We start from the raw sequence: 1182 nt of genomic DNA, 5'->3' as shown, positions 1-1182 counted from the left end.
TAATTCTAGTAACTTTCAAATTGATAAAATTAAATTAAATAAAAGTAGAGTAGAAATAGATGCTAATCAAATAAAAGGACTATTTAAAAAACTTTTAAGCTTAGAGAATAAAATATTTTTAAACGATTTAAATTTAAAAATCCAAAATGATAAAGTTAATCTTGTAAATTTAAAAAGCATCAATTTCAAAAACTATGGATTTAAAAGAAATATTATAGATGGCGAGATATTCGATAGGGGATTTAAGATAAAAATTTCAGATAAACATAAAAATTTTAATTTTAAACTATCAAATACTGGAGTTTCTGCCGAAGTAGATTTTGAGAATTTCGAAGAGGGTTCTGTTAAAAAAGGTAAATTAAAAAGTAAGTTATTAAATTCAAATGTAAAACTAAATTTTATTTATGATAATAATTCTATAAAATTCGACGATCTTTTTTTCAGAGATAGAAGATTGTCTTTTGATGGAAGCGGCAACTTAAAAATTAATCCTTTTTTTGAAATTATTCTTAATTCAAATATCAGAAATTTTAAATCAGAGATATTTTCAAATTTAGATTTATCCAAATTCTTTACTATGAAAGATTTAATTAAAAAACTAAATAGTCAAATAAATATTAATTATAAGGCAAGAAAATTTAGCAATAACTTAATAAATGATATTTCTTTGAAAACTAAATTAGAAATCGGAAGATTAAGTGTTTCAAAAATTATATCAATTGTTGATAGTAACGCAATTTGTAAAGGAGAATTAAATTTATTAGAAGATTTTCCCATTCTCGATTTTGATTGTTCTTTTGTTTCACCGGATAAAAGAAAATTTTTAAAGAAGTTAGATATTAATTACAAAACAAAAAATGAGCCTTTTAATATAAGTTTAAGAGGCAAACTTAATATATTAAAGAATAAAGTAAATTTTAATTATATAAAAACGAATAATTACGAAGCTTCAGCTGAAGACTTAAAATATTACAAAAATATCTTTGAAAATAGTTTTTTTGAAAAGAATTCTTTAATGAATTTTAATAAAGAAAATTTAAAAAAATTTATTTTAGAAATTTCATAATTATTTAGGTTTTGTCATTTTAAGAGGGCTCATTATTCGATCGTACTCTTTTTCTTTTATAAGACCAGATTTTATTACTTCATGTTTTAAAGTGGTACCGTTTTTATGAGCCATCT

The 1182-nt window shown here is 21.2% G+C and carries 2 protein-coding genes; one reads left to right on the top strand and one right to left on the bottom strand.

Features of this window, described 5'->3' with window-relative positions:
• Positions 1-1066: hypothetical protein (locus AMN78_RS04175; RefSeq protein WP_179850593.1), on the top strand; the 1066-nt coding region annotated here is incomplete at its 5' end.
• On the opposite strand, the gene AMN78_RS01215 is transcribed toward AMN78_RS04175, so the two are convergent.
• Positions 1067-1180, bottom strand: a complete 114-nt coding sequence (locus AMN78_RS01215) for a hypothetical protein (RefSeq protein ID WP_082254515.1) — start codon at positions 1178-1180, stop codon at positions 1067-1069.
• Positions 1181-1182: the final 2 nt, after the last annotated feature.

This window comes from Candidatus Pelagibacter communis (genome assembly GCF_001179945.1).
GTDB classification, from domain to species: Bacteria; Pseudomonadota; Alphaproteobacteria; order Pelagibacterales; family Pelagibacteraceae; genus Pelagilacustribacter; species Pelagilacustribacter ubique_A.
Note: the sequence above shows the minus strand (reverse complement) of the source record. Positions and strands in the feature narration are given on the sequence as shown.

Coding starts and splice junctions, on each gene's coding strand:
- AMN78_RS01215 (WP_082254515.1), bottom strand. CDS start 1,180: ATGGCTCATAAAAACGGTACCACTTTAAAACATGAAGTAATAAAATCT.